This window comes from Streptomyces sp. NPDC057486 (assembly GCF_042802415.1).
GTDB classification, from domain to species: Bacteria; Actinomycetota; Actinomycetes; order Streptomycetales; family Streptomycetaceae; genus Streptomyces; species Streptomyces yanii.
Window position 1 is genome coordinate 18919 of record NZ_JBHVEE010000074.1, and the last position, 15940, is coordinate 34858.

17 protein-coding genes and 1 riboswitch are annotated in these 15940 nt (G+C 70.2%); of the genes, 8 read left to right on the forward strand and 9 right to left on the reverse strand.

The genetic code is table 11. From position 1 onward, the window contains the following. The first annotated feature begins 18 nt into the window (after positions 1-18). From macS to ACFU6I_RS29335, 4 genes are all read left to right on the forward strand, one after another. On the forward strand, positions 19-1251 hold the full coding sequence (macS, locus tag ACFU6I_RS29320) for a MacS family sensor histidine kinase (protein WP_384372104.1): 1233 nt from the start codon (positions 19-21) through the stop codon (positions 1249-1251). Beyond that, positions 1248-1958 (forward strand): response regulator, encoded by a 711-nt coding sequence (locus ACFU6I_RS29325; protein ID WP_384372106.1) that lies wholly within the window; start codon positions 1248-1250, stop codon positions 1956-1958. Before macS ends, ACFU6I_RS29325 begins: the two co-directional genes overlap by 4 nt. 175 nt (positions 1959-2133) lie before the next feature. Continuing rightward, positions 2134-3162: a 6-phosphofructokinase gene (locus ACFU6I_RS29330; protein WP_384372108.1), complete on the forward strand. Its 1029-nt coding sequence runs from the start codon at positions 2134-2136 to the stop codon at positions 3160-3162. A gap of 77 nt (positions 3163-3239) precedes the next feature. Further along, entirely contained in the window at positions 3240-4292 is a 1053-nt protein-coding gene (locus tag ACFU6I_RS29335) for a 2-hydroxyacid dehydrogenase (RefSeq protein WP_384372110.1), read from the forward strand. A 43-nt stretch (positions 4293-4335) separates the two neighbouring features. Here ACFU6I_RS29335 and ACFU6I_RS29340 read toward each other — a convergent pair whose 3' ends face one another. Both ACFU6I_RS29340 and ACFU6I_RS29345 read right to left on the reverse strand, forming a co-directional pair. Beyond that, the gene (locus ACFU6I_RS29340; RefSeq protein ID WP_384372112.1) at positions 4336-6222 is read right to left on the reverse strand and encodes an anthranilate synthase family protein; all 1887 of its coding nucleotides are present in this window, start codon (positions 6220-6222) and stop codon (positions 4336-4338) included. A 94-nt stretch (positions 6223-6316) separates the two neighbouring features. Beyond that, on the reverse strand, positions 6317-6373 hold the full coding sequence (locus ACFU6I_RS29345) for a trp operon leader peptide (RefSeq protein WP_107063558.1): 57 nt from the start codon (positions 6371-6373) through the stop codon (positions 6317-6319). A gap of 102 nt (positions 6374-6475) precedes the next feature. On the opposite strand from ACFU6I_RS29345, the gene ACFU6I_RS29350 reads away from it, so the two are divergent. Beyond that, entirely contained in the window at positions 6476-7822 is a 1347-nt protein-coding gene (locus ACFU6I_RS29350) for a class II 3-deoxy-7-phosphoheptulonate synthase (protein ID WP_384372113.1), read from the forward strand. Between the two features lie 168 nt (positions 7823-7990). Next, positions 7991-8323: a bacterioferritin-associated ferredoxin gene (locus tag ACFU6I_RS29355; protein ID WP_384372115.1), complete on the forward strand. Its 333-nt coding sequence runs from the start codon at positions 7991-7993 to the stop codon at positions 8321-8323. A gap of 32 nt (positions 8324-8355) precedes the next feature. Here the strand turns inward: ACFU6I_RS29355 and bfr are convergent, their stop codons facing one another. Further along, the gene (gene bfr / locus ACFU6I_RS29360; protein ID WP_266986592.1) at positions 8356-8835 is read right to left on the reverse strand and encodes a bacterioferritin; all 480 of its coding nucleotides are present in this window, start codon (positions 8833-8835) and stop codon (positions 8356-8358) included. Between the two features lie 154 nt (positions 8836-8989). Here bfr and ACFU6I_RS29365 point away from each other — a divergent pair, with 154 nt between their 5' ends. Next, on the forward strand, positions 8990-9622 hold the full coding sequence (locus tag ACFU6I_RS29365; protein WP_345515675.1) for a sulfite oxidase-like oxidoreductase: 633 nt from the start codon (positions 8990-8992) through the stop codon (positions 9620-9622). A gap of 27 nt (positions 9623-9649) precedes the next feature. Here ACFU6I_RS29365 and ACFU6I_RS29370 read toward each other — a convergent pair whose 3' ends face one another. From ACFU6I_RS29370 to thiO, 6 genes are all read right to left on the reverse strand, one after another. Continuing rightward, entirely contained in the window at positions 9650-10216 is a 567-nt protein-coding gene (locus tag ACFU6I_RS29370) for a DUF4396 domain-containing protein (RefSeq protein WP_384372117.1), read from the reverse strand. 84 nt (positions 10217-10300) lie between these two features. Continuing rightward, the gene (locus ACFU6I_RS29375) at positions 10301-11158 is read right to left on the reverse strand and encodes a deoxyribonuclease IV (RefSeq protein ID WP_384372119.1); all 858 of its coding nucleotides are present in this window, start codon (positions 11156-11158) and stop codon (positions 10301-10303) included. A 6-nt stretch (positions 11159-11164) separates the two neighbouring features. Continuing rightward, positions 11165-13066 carry a Stk1 family PASTA domain-containing Ser/Thr kinase gene (gene pknB, locus ACFU6I_RS29380; protein WP_384372121.1) on the reverse strand — a complete coding sequence of 634 codons (1902 nt, stop codon included), beginning with the start codon at positions 13064-13066 and terminating at the stop codon, positions 11165-11167. Between the two features lie 123 nt (positions 13067-13189). After that, positions 13190-13984 (reverse strand): thiazole synthase, encoded by a 795-nt coding sequence (locus tag ACFU6I_RS29385; RefSeq protein ID WP_384372123.1) that lies wholly within the window; start codon positions 13982-13984, stop codon positions 13190-13192. Positions 13985-13986: 2 nt separating this feature from the next. Further along, positions 13987-14205, reverse strand: a complete 219-nt coding sequence (gene thiS / locus ACFU6I_RS29390) for a sulfur carrier protein ThiS (protein WP_384372125.1) — start codon at positions 14203-14205, stop codon at positions 13987-13989. Further along, on the reverse strand, positions 14202-15410 hold the full coding sequence (gene thiO, locus ACFU6I_RS29395; protein WP_384372127.1) for a glycine oxidase ThiO: 1209 nt from the start codon (positions 15408-15410) through the stop codon (positions 14202-14204). Before thiO ends, thiS begins: the two co-directional genes overlap by 4 nt. Next, positions 15408-15520: riboswitch (TPP riboswitch) on the reverse strand. Its footprint overlaps the gene before it by 3 nt. 51 nt (positions 15521-15571) lie before the next feature. On the opposite strand from thiO, the gene ACFU6I_RS29400 reads away from it, so the two are divergent. Continuing rightward, entirely contained in the window at positions 15572-15913 is a 342-nt protein-coding gene (locus tag ACFU6I_RS29400; protein WP_384372129.1) for a hypothetical protein, read from the forward strand. Positions 15914-15940 lie beyond the last annotated feature (27 nt).

Sequence of the window (15940 nt, forward strand, 5' to 3'; positions counted from 1 at the left end):
GTCCGGGGGGTGGGGGACATGGCCAGGCGCGAGCGGGTCGTACGGATGTCGGTCGAACAGCCGCTGTGGCGCGCGCTGACCGCGTACCGGCTTCTGACGATGGTCTACGCGATCCTGCTCGCAGTCTTCGGCCGGGCGCGGTACGACCGGCCGTGGGTGGCCATCGCCTTCCTGGTGGTGATGGCGGCCTGGACGCTCGGCACCCTCCCGAAGGTCGCGGGCGCCGTCGCCTGCACCAAGCGTTTCCTCGGCGCCGACCTGGCCATCGCCCTCGTCGGCATCCTCCTCACCCCTCTCGCCGACTTCGAGGCCCAGCACGTCGACGGTCCGACGCTGCCGTCCATCTGGACCGCGGGCTCCGTGCTGGCCTTCGCGATCAAGGGTGGCTGGCGGTGGGCGGCGCTGGCCTCCACCTTCGTCGCCGTCGCCAACATCATCGAGCGCGGCGAACCCAGCCGGGACACCTTCCACAACGTGCTGCTGGTCTGGGTCGCCTCCATCGCCATCGGGTACGTCGTCGAGGTCGCCCGCGCCAGTGAGCGCACCCTCGCCCGCGCCCTGGAGATCGAGGCGGCGACCCGGGAGAGGGAGCGGCTGGCCCGCGACATCCACGACAGCGTGCTCCAGGTCCTCGCCATGGTGCAGCGCCGCGGCACGGCACTGGGCGGCGAGGCCGCCGAGCTGGGCCGGATGGCAGGGGAGCAGGAAGTCGCCCTGCGCACCCTGGTCTCCAGCGGCCTGGTGCCCACCACCCGGGTCTCCGAGGACGCCGCCGAGGGCGCCGTGGTCCGCAGCGTCGAGGTCGACGACCGGGAGGACGGCCCTTCCGGTCCGGCCGACTGCGATCTGCGCGCCCTGCTGGCCCCGCACGCCGGCTCCCGGGTCAGCTTCGCGGAGCCCGGCGCTCCGGTCCTGCTCGCCCCGGCGGCGGCGAAGGAACTCGCGGCCGCTGTCAGTGCTGCCCTGGACAATGTCAGGGTGCACGCCGGCCAGGACGCCCAGGCGTGGATACTCGTCGAGGACTGGCCGGACGAGGTGATCGTCACGGTCCGGGACGACGGTCCCGGCATCCCGGAGGGGCGGCTGGCCCAGGCCGAGGGGGAAGGCCGGATGGGGGTCGCCCTGTCGATCCGGGGGCGGCTGCGCGACCTGGGTGGCACAGCAGAGTTGATCTCGGTGCCCGGCCAGGGCACCGAGGTCGAGTTGAAGGTTCCGAAGGTTTCACGGGGGAAGGCAGGATCCGGCCGATGAGTACGGAGAACACCGCGAGCGCCGAGAGCGCGCAGGACACCGAGCAGCGGACCATCAGGGTGATGGTCGTCGACGACCATCCGATGTGGCGCGACGCCGTCGCCCGCGACCTCGCCGAGTCCGGCTTCGACGTGGTGGCGACCGCGGGTGACGGACCGCAGGCCGTGCGCCGGGCGAGGGCCGTCACCCCCGACGTCCTGGTCCTCGACCTGAACCTGCCGGGGATGCCCGGCGTCCAGGTCTGCAAGGAACTCGTCGGCTCCCACCCGAGCCTGCGGGTCCTGGTGCTCTCGGCGAGCGGTGAGCACGCCGACGTACTGGAAGCGGTGAAGTCCGGCGCCACCGGCTATCTGCTCAAGTCGGCCAGTACGCAGGAGTTGACCGAGGCCGTGCGGAGCACCGCTGTCGGCGACCCGGTCTTCACCCCGGGCCTCGCCGGACTGGTGCTCGGCGAGTACCGCAGGCTGGCATCCGAGCCCGCGTCCGTCGCGCCGGACGAGCCGAAGGCACCGCAACTGACGGACCGGGAGACCGAGGTGCTGCGGCTGGTCGCCAAGGGACTCTCGTACAAGCAGATCGCCGAGCGGCTGGTCATCTCGCACCGCACCGTCCAGAACCACGTCCAGAACACCCTGGGCAAGCTCCAGTTGCACAACCGGGTGGAGCTCGTGCGGTATGCGATCGAGCGTGGCCTCGACGACGCGTGATCTCAACGGAGTCCGATCTCAGCGACGCCCGGTCTCAACGACGCCCGAGATGGACGACGACTGTGATCAACTGCGCTTTGTTGCAGGGGAATTGACCATCCGGCCCATCCCGGAGTGACCTGGATCACCATTAGCGTGGTCGCCAGCGAGCTCACTTCGGCGAAGGGATGCTTCCATGCGGGTCGGAGTACTGACCGGGGGCGGCGACTGCCCCGGACTCAACGCGGTCATCCGCGCCATCGTCCGCAAGGGCGTGCAGGAGTACGGCTACGACTTCATCGGCTTCCGGGACGGCTGGCGCGGCCCGCTGGAGGGCGAGACCGTTCCGCTCTCCATTCCGGCGGTGCGCGGCATCCTGCCGCGCGGCGGCACGATCCTCGGTTCCTCGCGGACCAACCCCCTCGCCGCCGAGCACGGCGTCCGCCGGATCAAGGACAACCTCGCCAAGTACGAGGTCGACGCGCTCGTCACCATCGGCGGCGAGGACACCCTCGGTGTGGCGGCGACCCTGTCCGACGAGTACGGCATCCCATGCGTCGGCGTGCCCAAGACCATCGACAACGACCTCTCCGCCACCGACTACACCTTCGGCTTCGACACGGCGGTCGGCATCGCCACCGAGGCCATCGACCGGCTGCACACCACCGCCGAATCCCATATGCGGGTCCTCGTCGTCGAGGTGATGGGCCGCCACGCGGGCTGGATCGCGCTCCATTCCGGGCTGGCCGGCGGCGCGAACGTCATCCTCATCCCGGAGCAGCGCTTCGACATCGACCAGGTCTGCGCCTGGGTCACCTCCCGCTTCAGAGCCAGCTATGCCCCGATCGTCGTGGTCGCCGAGGGCGCCATGCCCGCCGAGGGGAAGATGATCCTCAAGGACGAATCGCACGACTCCTTCGGCCATGTCCGGCTCTCCGGGGTCGGCGAATGGTTGGCCAAGGAGATCGAGCGGCGGACCGGGAAGGAGGCCAGGACCACGGTCCTGGGGCATGTCCAGCGCGGCGGCACGCCCAGCGCCTTCGACCGGTGGCTGGCCACCCGCTTCGGGCTGCACGCCATCGAAGCCGTCCGGGACGGCGACTACGGCGTGATGGTCGCCCTGCGCGGCACGGACATCGTGCGGGTGCCGATCGCCGATGCGACCGCCAGGCTCAAGACGGTCGATCCGACGCTCTACGCGGAGGTCGGCGTCTTCTTCGGCTGACGGTGAGCGGCGCACCAGGGATACGGGCCGTATATTCGCGGCTGTCCGGCCCGTAACTCTGCTTGTCTGGAGAAATCGTGGAGATCCTGGCGTTCGGTGTGCAGTCCGACGAGAAGCCGCTGATCGAGAAAGCCTTCGCCGGACAGCACGAGGTCCGCTGCCTGGACGTATTCCTCAACAAGGACACCGCACCCATCGCGGCGGGCTACGAGATCATCTCCACCAGTGTCAACGCCGACCTGGGCAGCGGCGTTCTGCAGACACTCGCCGCGGGCGGCACGCAGATGATCGCCCAGCGCTCCACGGGCTTCAACAACATCGACCTCGATGTCGCCGAACGTCTCGCCCTGCGGGTCGCCCGGGTCTCGTACTACTCGCCGTACTCGGTCGCCGAATTCGCCTGGACGCTCGCCATGGCGGTCAACCGCCGCATCATCCGCGCCGCGAGCCGCACCCGCGATTTCGACTTCCGGCTCGACGGTCTCCTCGGCCGGGACATGCGCGGCCGCACGGTCGGTGTGATCGGCACGGGCAAGATCGGCGAGGCCTTCACCCGTATCGCCCATGGCTTCGGGATGAAGCTGCTCGGCTGGGACGTGGCCGAGAACCCCGCCTGCACCGAACTCGGCATGACCTACGTCGAGAAGGAACGGCTCCTCGCCGAGTCCGACCTGATCAGCCTCCATGTCCCGCTGCTGCCGGCGACCCATCACATCATCGGCGAGGAGGCCCTGGCCGTGATGAAGGACGACGCGATCCTGATCAACTCCAGCCGTGGCGGGCTGGTGGACACCTCGGCCCTGGTCACCGCATTGCGGGCGGGTCGCTTCACCGGCGTCGGACTCGATGTGTACGAGGCGGAGGCCGGGCTGTTCTTCCTCGACAAGTCCCTGGAGGTCGTCGACGACGACACCCTGGCCCGGCTCGTCACCTTCCCGAACGTCATCGTCACCTCGCACCAGGCGTACTACACGGAGGACGCGGTGGCGCAGATCATCGACGCCACCGTGCAGAACGTCGCCGACTACCTGGCCCGCCGCCGCAGCGACAACGTCCTCGTCCCCAGGCCTCCCCGGAACCCGGGCCCTTCCTTCGGATCAGCCCGGCATGATCCGAAGGAAAAGCCCTGAGGCCCCGGACCGCCTCGGCGGATTCCGGAGCCCCCGTCCGCGGTCAGCCGGGCACGGGCAGCCCCGCCAGCAGCTCGGCGACGATCGACGCGCCGCGCAGCGTCAGCACCGACTCCGGGTGGAACTGCACCGACGCGAACCCGCCCCCGCGCAGCGCGTGCAGCTCCCCGGTGGCCGCGTCCCGGCTCACCTCGATGGAGTGCGCGGCCAGCTCGGCGGCCGTCTCGTCGTCGCAGCGTGCGGTGAAGCTGTTGTAGAAGCCGACCGTCTCCGGGCGCCCGAACAGCTCGATCCTGGTCTGCGCGCCCTGGTACGGCACGATCTTGCGGACGATTTCCAGACCCAGCTCCGCCGCGATCAGTTCATGGCCCAGACACACTCCCAGCAGCCCGTGCCGGTGCTCCCGCACCAGCTCCGCGGCGAACTCGCGCAGCAGCCGCATCTTCCGATCGCCGGTGTCGGCCGGATCCCCGGGCCCGGGACCCAGCACGACCGGGCCCGTGTGCGCCCGCACGGTTTCGCGCAGCTCCGGCTCGTCGTAGCGGTGCACCGACACCTCAAGACCCGAGGCGCGCAGCAGATGCGCCAGCATCGCGGTGAAGGTGTCCTCCCCGTCGATCACCAGCGCATGGCCGGAGAGCTCCTGCGTGCGCTCCTGCATCCGCAGCCAGAACGGCGCGAGACCGTCCCGCCGGGCGTCCAGGGCGGCCCGCACCCGGGGGTCGTCGGCCAGTTGCGGACGCGCCTCCTCCGCCCGAGGCCGTCCCGGCCGCACGCCGAGTGCGGTCAGTACCCCCGCCGCCTTCGCGTGGGTCTCGGCGACCTCGCTGTCCGGATCGGAGTGGCGTACGAGCGTGGCCCCGACCGGCACCCGCAGCCGTCCGTCGGCCGCGATGTCGGCGGTCCGGATCAGGATCGGCGAGTCCAGGGTCTGTGCCCCGCACGGCTCCTGCCGCAGCAGGGCCAGCGCGCCCGCGTAGTAGCCGCGGCCGCCGGGCTCGTACCGCTCGATCACCCGGCACGCGTTCTGCACGGGCGAGCCGGTGACGGTCGCGGCGAACATGGTCTCCCTCAGCACCTCCCGCACATCCAGCGAGGAGCGCCCGCGCAGCTCGTACTCGGTGTGCGCGAGATGCGCCATCTCCTTGAGCCGCGGGCCGATCACCACGCCGCCCATGTCGCCGACGGTGCACATCATCTTCAGTTCCTCGTCGACCACCATGGAGAGCTCCTCGGTCTCCTTGCGGTCGCCGAGGAAGGCCAGCAGGCTCTCGGCGGTCGGTCCTTCGGCGGGGTAGCGGTACGTTCCGCTGATCGGGTTCATCACGACCGTTCCCCCGGACATCCGCACATGCACCTCCGGGCTGGCGCCGACCAGCGTCCTCTCCCCGGTGTGCACGACGAACGTCCAGTACGCACCCCGCTCACCGGCCAGCAGCCGACGGAACAGGGCCAGCGCGTCGGTCCGCCCGAACCCCGGGATGTCGCCCTGGAAGGTCCGTCGGATGACGAAGTTCGCGCCTTCGCCCTGCCCGATCTCGTCCTCGACGACCCGCCGGACGATGTCGGCGTAGTCCTCGTCGGGGACGTCGAAGGCGCCGCCCTCGACCCGTACGTCATGGGTGGGCAGCTCGGCGAGCACCTCGTCCAGCGGAAGCCCGTACGTCTCCTCCGCGACCAGTACGGACAGCGGCGTCCCGTCGTCGCGCACATCGAATCCGCGCTCGGCGATCTGCCGGAACGGCACCAGGGCGAGCGAGGGCTGCGGTCCGACCGGGAGACCGGCGAGCCGGTCCGCCTGCCGGACCCGGCCGATCAGCACCTCGACGAGGTCGTGGTCGTGGCCGGGGGTGCGCCTGCGCAGCAGCGCGAACGGCGGGCAGTCCTCCCGGACCAGTCGGGCGAGGACGGATGCGGTGCGATGAGGCATGGGGTGATGTTCCTTCCGGATGGAGGAACGGCCCCGAAACGCAGAGAAGGCCGCCCCTCGGGCGGCCTTCGCGTGGTCTGTCGCGCGCGATGAATCAGTGGGCCGCCGGATGAGCGGTCCACCACCAGTTCTGGTGCGTCTGCGCGAACATGTCCGAACCTTATCGGACGCCCGGTTCATCCGAGCGCGCGTCTCAACTGTTGAGCGTTCGGATGGACGCCCCCCTGGACCCCGTAATGTTGTGGTTGTGACCGTGAACGCCAATACCTCCGTCGCCGGTGGCAACACCTGGCGAGACCTTCCCGCGGCGCAGCAGCCCGAGTACCCCGATGCCGAGGCTCTGCGCGATGTACTCGCGGACCTCGCGTCGTATCCGCCGCTCGTCTTCGCGGGCGAGTGCGACCAGCTGCGCGCCCGCATGGGAGCCGTCGCCAAGGGCGAGGCGTTCCTGCTGCAGGGCGGCGACTGCGCCGAGGCCTTCGACGCCGTGTCGGCCGACCACATCCGGGCCAAGCTGAAGACGCTGCTCCAGATGAGCGCCGTCCTGACCTACGCGGCCTCCGTGCCCGTCGTCAAGGTGGGCCGGATCGCAGGCCAGTACTCCAAGCCGCGCTCCAAGTCGACCGAGACCCGCGACGGCGTGACCCTGCCGACCTACCGCGGCGACTCCGTCAACGGCTTCGCCTTCACCGAGAAGGCCCGCGTCCCGGACCCGGACCGGCTGAAGCAGATGTACCACGCATCCGCTTCCACGCTGAACCTGGTCCGCGCCTTCACCACCGGCGGTTACGCCGACCTGCGCCAGGTCCACGCCTGGAACCAGGACTTCGTGAAGTCGTCCCCGTCCGGGCAGCGTTACGAGGCGCTGGCCCGCGAGATCGACAACGCGCTGAACTTCATGAAGGCGTGCGGCACGGACCCGGCCGAGTTCAAGGCCGTCGAGTTCTACTCCTCGCACGAGGGGCTGCTGCTGGACTACGAGTCGGCGCTGACCCGCACCGACTCGCGCACCGGTGAGCTGTACGACACCTCCGGTCACATGGTCTGGATCGGTGAGCGCACCCGCCAGATGGACGGCGCGCACATCGAGTTCGCCTCGAAGATCCGTAACCCCATCGGCATCAAGCTCGGCCCGACGACCACCGTCGACGAGGCACTCGGCTACATCGACCGCCTCGACCCGGCCCGCGAGCCCGGCCGGCTGACCTTCATCGTCCGGATGGGCGCCGACAAGGTCCGTGACAAGCTTCCCGCGCTGGTCGAGAAGGTCACCGCATCCGGTGCGGTCGTCGCCTGGGTCACCGACCCGATGCACGGCAACACCTTCGAGGCGGCCTCCGGCCACAAGACCCGTCGCTTCGACGACGTCCTGGACGAGGTCAAGGGCTTCTTCGAGGTGCACAAGGGCCTCGGTACGCACCCGGGCGGCATCCACGTCGAGCTCACCGGTGACGACGTCACCGAGTGCGTCGGCGGCGGCCACGAGATCTTCGTGGACGACCTGCACCAGCGTTACGAGACGGCCTGCGACCCGCGGCTCAACCGCAGCCAGTCGCTGGACCTGGCGTTCCTGGTTGCCGAGATGTACCGGGACCAGTAGCCATCACCGCAGGTAGCGCACGTACGACTGTGGGGCACGGATCGATGTGATCCGTGCCCCACAGGGCGTTCCGGGACTTTTGCCGGCCCCGGGTGCCGGGTAAGGTTAGGTTAGCCTCACCGTTGAACGGGGTGGCATCCATGACCATCCTGCCGGGAGGTGAACCGCATGTACGTCTGCTCGTGTTTCGGCATTACGGAGCAGCAGGTCAAGGAGCATGCGGACGCCGGGGCGTGCACCCCCCGCCAGATAGCCAATGCCTGCAAGGCGGGCACCGACTGCGGTGGCTGTGTCCGCCGGATCCAGGCGATGCTCGGCCGCGGCGCGTGCGCGCGCCGGGAGCTGCTCGACCAGAAGCAGGTCACCGGTGACGTCCCCGAGCGGGCCCCCTCGACCACACCAGGTGCGGCGCCCCTCATCGGCCCGGGCATCGCCCACGGACGGACCCCGGGCATCGGTCCCGGCCCGGTCCCGGGCATCCGGCTCCCCGACGCGGCCTGAACCGGGCTGTCCCGGACTCAGCCGTCACGGACTCAGCTGTCCGGCTGCTCGATCTGCTGCGCGATGTAGAGCGGCTCGCCGAGCTTCTCGATCAGTTCCAGCTGAGTGTCGAGGTAGTCGATGTGGTGCTCCTCGTCCTCCAGGATCGATTCAAAGATATTTGCGGACGTGATGTCGCCCTTCCCCCGCATCAACTCGATGCCACGCTTGAGCCGGTCGATCGCCTCCACCTCGACCTGGCGGTCGGCCTGGAACATCTCGGTGACCGTCTGCCCCACGCGTACGTGGAAGAGCCGCTGGTAGTTGGGGAGTCCATCGAGGAAAAGGATGCGGTCCGTCAGGGTCTCCGCGTGCTTCATCTCGTCGAACGACTCGGACCGGGTGTACTTCGCGAGCTTCGTCCAGCCGAAGTTGTCCTGCATCTTTGCATGCAGGAAGTACTGATTGATGGCAGTCAATTCGGCGGTCAGCTGTTCGTTCAGGAACTCGAGGACCTCGGGGTCGCCCTGCATCGCAGAGGCTCCTTCCAACCGGTGAACTGGGCAGGTTGGCCGCATCCTCGCACCGCACCCCTCGGCCGTCCAGTAAGTACATGCTTAGTACGAGTTGCCCGAATGGTCGCTGCCCTGGTCATGACCACCCCTGCCTGTCTGTCACCATGGAGGCATGGGTCAGCCGGAAAGCCGGGAATACCGCGAATCAGAGCAGTCCGAGCTTCCGCCGGGTCAGCGACTGCAGCGCGGTTGGCCGGTTACCCACTATGGGCCGGTTCCCAAGTTCAAGCCCGACCGCTGGGAGTTCCGGGTCTTCGGAGCCACCGCGGACGGCGAGAAGCACTGCTGGAACCACCAGGAGTTCTCGGCCCTGCCGTTCTCCTCGGTCGTCGCCGATCTGCACTGCGTCACGAAATTCAGCATGCTCGGGGCCGAATGGGGCGGGGTCCTCGCCCGTACGATCCTGGAACTCGCACCACCCGCGCCCCAGGTCACGCATGTGATGGTCTGGGCCGAGTACGGATTCAGCTCGAACCTGCGGCTCGCCGACTTCACCTCGGAACGCACGCTTTTCGCCACCCACAAGGGCGGTGAGCTGCTCACGGCGGAGCACGGCTTCCCGCTGCGCCTTGTCGTGCCGCACCTGTACGCCTGGAAGGGGCCCAAGTGGGTCCGGGGCGTCGAGTACATGACGGCCGATCGCCGCGGGTTCTGGGAGGAGCGCGGCTACCACAACATCGGCGACCCGTGGCGCGAGCAGCGCTACTCCTACCAGGAGGAGCCCGGGGAAGGCCCCGAGCTCTGACCTGATGGTCCCGGTGCGGGACCGTCCTCAGTGGTGGTACTGGTGCACCACCGCGTGGCCCTTGCCGCGGCCGATCATCCACTTGTTGACCGGTGTGGTGACGACGAAGGCCACGGCCAGCGACAGTGCGAGCGCCCCCCAGAACAGCGCGTCGGCGAGCTGTGCGTCCATGGCGCCCGGCCACAGGACGATCACGCCGTTGTCGATCAGTTCCATCACCGCGATGGAGAGGGTGTCGGCAGCCAGGGCGACCCGGAACGCCGTACGGAAGTCGACGCCGGCCTTCAGGATCGAGCGCAGCGTCAGCGTGTAGCCGAAGAAGAACGCCAGGACGATCGCGAGGACCATCGTCTCCGCGTTGCCCCAGCCGAGAGCCGTGCCGATCACCATGCCGAGGATCTCGCCGATGGCGCATCCGGTGAGGCAGTGCAGTGTGGCGCGCGCGGCCATGGCCCAGCCGACCCGGCCGGGGGAGTGTGCCGCGTGGCCGGCGTGAGCCGAGTGGTCGGCGTGACTGCTGCCGCCGTGACCCTGCCCGTGGTGCTCGTGCTGCTGGTGCTGCTGGTGCTCTTCGTCGCGCGTGTCGTGCTGCATGGCGGTCCCCCAGTGCCGGTAGCGGTTCCTGTCGACAACAGGAACCGTATACCCCCTAGGGGTATTCCTCAATGGGTTTCGCGGTCAGCCGCAGTCGCGCAGCCCCTTCAGTCGTGCCACATCGGCCGCATGACCTTCCTTGCCGCCCGGCGTCTCGATGATCAGCGGCACCCCCGCCGTCGCCGGATGCGAGAACAGCTCCCGGAACGGCTCCTCGCCGATGTGCCCGGCGCCGATGTTCTCGTGCCGGTCCTTGTGGGCTCCCACCACGTCCTTGGAGTCATTGGCGTGGATCAGCTTCAGCCGCCCCTCGCCGACCGTGTCCACCAGCAGGTCCAGCGTCTGCTTCATGCCCGCGGGACCCGCCAGATCGTGGCCCGCCGCGTAGATGTGGCAGGTGTCGAGACAGACACCGAGCTTGGGGTGGGCGTCGAGTGCGTCGAAATACGGGCCGAAGTCCCAGGTCCGGGAGCAGAGCGAGAACCCCTGTCCGGCCGTCGACTCCAGCAGCAGATACGGGTCGTCGTCATGGGTCAGCTCGTCGAGGAGCGGCCTCATGTGCGCCCGTACCTGCGCCAGGGCCTCCGCGCGCGGCCGGCCGCCGGTCGCCGAGCCGGTGTGCACCACGACGCCCAGGGCGCCGATCTCGCGGGCCCGGCGCAGGGAGTGGCGCAGCGAGTCCACGGACTTCTCCACGGTGGCCTCGGTGTGCGAGCCGAAATTGATCAGGTACGGGGCGTGGACGTACGCCGGTATCGACTCGGCTGCACATTCGGCGCGGAACTGTTCGTCCTGCGCGGGGTTCCCGGTGGGCGTGGCCCAGCCGCGTGGATTGGCGACGAAGACCTGGACGGCCTCCGCCCCCATCTCGCGGGCGTAGGGCAGGCCGACTCTGGCGAGGCCGCCGGCCACGGGGATGTGGCCGCCGACGGGGTTGCGCATATGGATCTAGAGCCCCTTGGTCTTGATGGTGATGGTGCTGCCCTCGGGGGCCTGTTCGCCGCCGTCCACGGACTGGCTGGCGATCTTGTCGCTGAAGGAGAGGAACGGACGGTCGACCTTGACCTCGAAGCCCGCCGCCTTCAGCAGGCTCGTCGCCTGGTCGACGTCCTTGCCGGTGACGTCCGGTACGTCGATCATCCGCGGGCCCTTGGAGACCGTGAGCGTGATGGTGTCGCCCTCGGCGACCTGGGCACCCTGACCCGGGGACTGGCGCGCGATGTCGCCCTCGGCCTCGGGAGAGTTGACGCGGCCGGGCAGCACCTCGGCCTTCAGCCCCTCCTCGTCCAGTGCGGCGGTGGCGTCCTGGACCGACAGTCCGGTGACATCGGGGACATCGACCGGGCTGCCCTTGCTGACGACCAGGGCGACCGCGGAGTCGGGGTGGCGCTCGGTGCCCGCTCCGGGATCCGTACGGATCACGTCGCCCCGGTCGAATTCCCCGCTGAACTCCCTGGTGACCATGCCGGGCACCAGCCCGCTCTTCTTCAGCGTCTGCCGGGCCTCGGCCAGCGCGATGCCCTCGACGTGGGGCACCTTCACGATCTCCGGGCCGCGGGAGACGGTGATCGTCACCGAGCCGTTGCCCCGGATCCGGGCGCCGGACTTCGGATCGCTGCCGATGACCTTGCCACGCTCGACGCTGTCGCTGTAGGCCCGCTTGACGCCCTTCAGCTCCAGCCCGGAGGCCGAGAGCCGCTGCTCGGCCGCCTTCTCGGTCTGGCCGAGCAGGGAGGGGACCCGGGTGAACTGCCCCGAGTTGATGTACCAGACGCCGGAACCGACCCCGAGCACCAGCAGCACGGCGACGATCGCGGCGAGCATTCCGCGCCGCGGCCCGCGTCGGGCCTGCTCGGGCGGCAGCGGCGGGGGCATCTCCAGCCGGCTGGTGTGGTGGGCGGTGCCCTGACCGGCCGGGAGCACCCGTGGGATCACGCTCGTGCGGTCCTCGGCGGCGTCGTGCACCTCGGCGAGGGCCTGCGGCGGTACGGCGTCCAGTTGTTCGTCGGTGAGCGCGGCGCGCGCGGTGCGGGCCTCGGCCAGCAGGGCCACCGCGTCGAGCGGGCGGACCTCGGGGTCACGGGCGGTGGCGCTCGCGACCAGGTGGTCCAGCTCGACCGGGAGCCCGGGGACGACTGCCGAGGGGGCCGGGACGTCCTCGTTGAGGTGCTGGTAGATGACCTGGGCGGGGGAGTCCCCGGTGTGCGGCTTGGCACCCGTCAGCATCTCGTACAGCACGACACCGCAGGCGTACACATCGGCGCGGGTGTCCGCCGTGCCGTGCTCGATCTGCTCGGGGGCGAGGTAGGAGACGGTGCCCAGGACGGATCCGGTGGTGTTGGTGTCGGAGCCCACAGCCCGCACGAGGCCGAAATCCGCGACCTTCACCCGGCCGTCGTCCCCTATCAGGACGTTCTCCGGCTTCATGTCGCGGTGCACGAACCCCGCCCGGTGTGCGGCTCCGAGCGCTGCGAGGACCGGCTCCAGGATGTCCAGGGCGGCGCGCGGCTGCAGGGCGCCGCGCTCGCGCAGGACGTCGCGCAGCGTGCAGCCCGCGACGTACTCCATCGCCAGGTAGACGTACGCCCCCTGGGCGCCCTGGTCGAAGACGGCGACCACATTGGGGTGCGCGAGCCTGGCCACCGACTTGGCCTCGCGGATGAAACGCTCGACGAACGAGACGTCGGTCGCGAGCGCCGGATGCATCACCTTGAGGGCGAGCACCCGGTCGAGCCGGGTGTCCATGGCCCGGTAGACCGTGGCCATCCCGCCCACGGCGATGCGGGCATCGACGCGGTAACGGCCGTCGAGCAGCTGCCCGACAAGCGGGTCCTGGAGGGTCATATCCACGCAGTCGAGTCTACGAGCCGGCGCGGACACGACTGGCGGGCCGGGGCGATCCCGGGGCCGTACTGCAGCCGAGCCGTGACAGGGACATGCACTTCAGTACCGTACGGACCCGGGAGCGCGCGCTCAGAACGCCGGCCGCTCCGGGTCCAGCACCGCCCGCCCCTCCACCGGTGAGGAGGCCTCGGCGAAGTGGCGCCGCGGGATCCGGCCCGCGCGGTACGCCAGGCGCCCGCCGTCCACCGCGTGCCGCATCGCGGCCGCCATCAGCTCGGGCTCCTGCGCCCGGGTCACAGCCGACGCCAGCATCACCGCCGCGCACCCCAGCTCCATCGCGAGCGCCGCGTCCGAGGCGGTCCCGGCGCCCGCGTCGAGAATGACCGGAACCCGGGCCTGCTCGACGATCAGCCGGAAGTTGTGCGGGTTGCGGATGCCGAGCCCGGAGCCGATGGGGGAGCCGAGGGGCATGATCGCCGCGCATCCCACGTCCTCCAGCTTCCGGGCGAGCACCGGGTCGTCGCTGGTGTACGGCAGGACGGTGAACCCGTCGTCCACCAGGGTCTCCGCGGCGTCCAGCAGCTCGATCGGGTCGGGCAGCAGAGTCCGCTCGTCGGCCACGACCTCCAGCTTGATCCAGTCGGTGCCCAGCGCCTCGCGGGCCAGCCGGGCGGTCAGCACGGCCTCGCCCGCGGTGAAGCAGCCCGCCGTGTTCGGCAGGACGCGGATCGAGAGACGTTCGAGGACGGAGAGGACCGAGCCCTGCACGGTCGGGTCGAGGCGGCGCATCGCGACGGTGGTCAGCTCGGTGCCGGATGCTGTCAGGGAGCGTTCGAGTACGTCGAGGCTGGGCGCCCCGCCCGTTCCCATGATCAGGCGGGAGCCGAACGTGGTGCCGCCGAGGGCGAAGAGATCGTCGGACATGGTCAGCCTCCCTGGACGGCGGTGAGGACTTCGATCCGGTCGCCGTCGGCGAGGGCGGCGTCCGCCCAGCGGCTGCGCGGGACGACGGTCTCGTTGAGAGCCGCGGCAACCCCGGAGGGCGCCGCCGTCAGAGTCGCGACAAGGGTCTCCAGGGTGGTGCCCGCGGCGATCGAACGGGGATCGCCGTTCACGGAGACGGTGAGCGGAAGGGAGTCGGTCATGCGGGCTGCTCCTGACGTACGGAGGAGGAAGGCGGTACCGGGGCGGGTGCGAACCGTCCGGGGGCGAAGGGGCGGGCCACGGCCGGCAGCTCGCCGGTGGTCAACAGCTCGGCCATGGCGTCACCGGTGACGGGGGTCAGCAGGACGCCGTTGCGGTGGTGGCCGGTGGCGAGGTGGAGGCCGGGCAGGGCGGTGGGGCCGAGCAGCGGGGCGTTGTCGGGGGAGGCGGGGCGAAGGCCGGCCCGGGTCTCGGTGAGCGGCAGTTCGGTGATGCCGGGCACCAGCTCGTGGGCGTCGCGCAGCAGCTCGTACACCCCGCCCGCCGTGACGGTGGTGTCCCAGCCCATCTCCTCGCTGGTCGCGCCGACGACGAGCTCGCCGTTCTCGCGCGGGACGAGATAGACGTGGCTGCCCCGGACCACGGCCCGCACGGTGCGGGTGAGGAACGGCGCGTACGCGGCGGGCACCGTCAGCCGGAGCACCTGTCCCTTTACGGGCCGCACCGGGGGGACGACCTCGTCCGGCAGCCCGGCGAGCCGCCCGCTGCGGCTGCCCGCGGCGAGTACGACCTGGTCGGCGACCAGCTCCGTACCGGCCGCGAGTACGGCTCCGGCGGCCCGGCCCCGTCTCACGCCGAGGCGTTCCACCCAGTCGCGGTGGAAGACCACACCGGCCCGCTCGCAGGCCGTCAGCAGTGCGGCGGCCAGCCGGCGGGGATCGACCTGGTGGTCGCCGTCGACCCGCAGACCGCCGCGTACGCCCGGCGCCAGCATGGGCTCCAGTCGGCGGCACTCACGGCCGGTGAGCCACTCCGACTCCAGCCCCGAACGCTGCTGCAGCGCGTGCAGCTCCCGCAGATGGGCGCGGTCGTCGGAGTCCAGGGCGACCGCCAGGGTGCCACAGGTGCGGAAGCCGATGCCCTGGCCGCTCGCCGCCTCCAGTTCGGCCGCGAAGGCCGGGTAGCGCGCGGCGGACGCGACATTGAGGCCGAGCAGCATCTGCTCGCCGTAGTGGAGTTCGGTGACGGCGGCGAGCATCCCGGCCGCGACCTGGGCGGCCCCGCCGCCCGGTTCGGGGTCGACGACCGCGGTGCGCAGACCGTGCTGCGCAGCCCGCCAGGCGGTCACCAGACCGATGATCCCGCCCCCGATGACGAGGACGTCGGATCCTTGTGCGGATACGGATGTGTTCCCGGAAGAACGCATGGGCGTCCAGCCCCTCCCTTCGCCGGCATGACCCGGATCAGGTTCGTACGGTCGGAGGCCGCCCAGCCTCCCTCTCAGCCCGGTGCGTCCGGGCTCCCGCGAGTGCCTTACGGTGGCCACCCTAGACCCCGTTCCCCGGACCCTGTAAGGGAGCAGTCACCGTGGCCCGTTCGCTCGACGGACTCGTCCTCTCGCCGGTCGCCGACCAGGCGCCGGGCCAGGTCGGCACCCGTACCCGCTTCACGTACCACGAGGCGGACGGCCGGATCTGGGCCGAGTACGCGGGCGGCGACGTGGTCCGGGGCCATCTCGTCGGCACCAGGACCGCCGATCGACTCGACTTCCGGTACGTCCAGTTGAAGCAGGACGGAACGACATCTTCCGGACACTGCATCTCCACCGTCGTCGACCTCGCGGACGGCCGGGTGCGGCTGGACGAGCGGTGGGAGTGGGAGTCGCAGGAGGGCAGCGGGACGAGTGTGGTCGAGGAACTGTCTGGCTGACGGATCGTCAGATGCTTAAGGTGGACA